1 protein-coding gene is annotated in these 1,101 nt (G+C 69.8%); it reads left to right on the forward strand.

Annotation, left to right across the window (positions count from 1 at the left end):
• Positions 1-44: 44 nt before the first annotated feature.
• The coding region (locus tag ACFO8M_RS26560) for an IS4 family transposase (RefSeq protein ID WP_387981099.1) at positions 45-1,101 on the forward strand (1,057 nt) is incomplete at its 3' end.

The following is a 1,101-nucleotide window of genomic DNA, read 5'->3' on the forward strand; positions in this document are numbered from 1 at the left end:
CGCCCGGTCATCTGGGTGAGTTGACCCGGGTCGTGCCGTTCGAGATGGTCGACGCGGTCATTGACCAATGCGGTCGGACCGAGCATCGGGTCCGTCTGATTCCGGCCCGGGTGACGGTGTATCTGCTGCTCGCGGCGGGGTTGTTCGCCTCGTGCGGGTGGAGCGCGGTCTGGCGCAAGCTCACCGGTGGGCTCGCGTTGACCGGTGAACCGGCCGCCTCGGCGTTGCACTACGCGCGCAAGCGTCTCGGCGCGAGCCCGATGCGGGCCCTGTTCGCGCTGCTCGCGACACCAACGAGCGCCGCGGCCAGGTGGCGAGGCCTCCTGGTCTGCGCGATCGACGGGACCCTGCTCGACGTCCCCGCCTCGAAGCAGAACCTGGCCGTCCACCGCTCCCAGGGCGATACCGCCTACCGTGGTTCGGGTTATCCGCAAGTGCGCCTGGTCGGTCTGATCGCGACCGGTTCCCGGTCGCTGCTGGGCGCGGTGTTCGGCCCGATCGACCAGGGAGAGACCACCATGGCCCGGCGGCTGCTGGACGCGATGGGCCCGGGCCGCCTGGTCCTGGCCGACCGCAACTTCGACGCAGCACCACTGCTCGAAGCGATCCTCGCCACCGGCGCCGACCTGCTGATCCGTGTGAACACCAATACCCGACCCAAAACACTGGCCCGGCTCGCCGACGGCTCGGTCCTGGTCCAGCGCGGCCGAGTCCGGCTGCGATTGATCGCAGCAACGATCACGATCGCCACCTCGGAGGGCACCCGTACCGGGCACTACCGGCTCGAGACCAGCCTGCTCGACCCCGACCGCTACCCGGCCGGCGCCATCGTCGCGCTTTACCACCAGCGGTGGGAGATCGAGACCGCCTACTGCGAGCTCAAGTCCGGTCTCCTGCGTCGCCGGGTCCTGCGCGCGGGCGACCCGGCCGGGCTCGACCAGGAAATCTGGGCGCTCCTGGTCCTCTACCAGGCCGTCCGCATCGCCATCGCCGACGCCCTGATCAGCACCGGACACACCGGCGTCCAAGCCAGCTTCTCCATCGCCGTTGAAGCCGCCCGCGACCAGATCACCCGCGCCGAGAACATCATCGACGACGAGA

This window comes from Glycomyces rhizosphaerae, assembly GCF_042647865.1.
GTDB classification, from domain to species: Bacteria; Actinomycetota; Actinomycetes; order Mycobacteriales; family Micromonosporaceae; genus Glycomyces; species Glycomyces rhizosphaerae.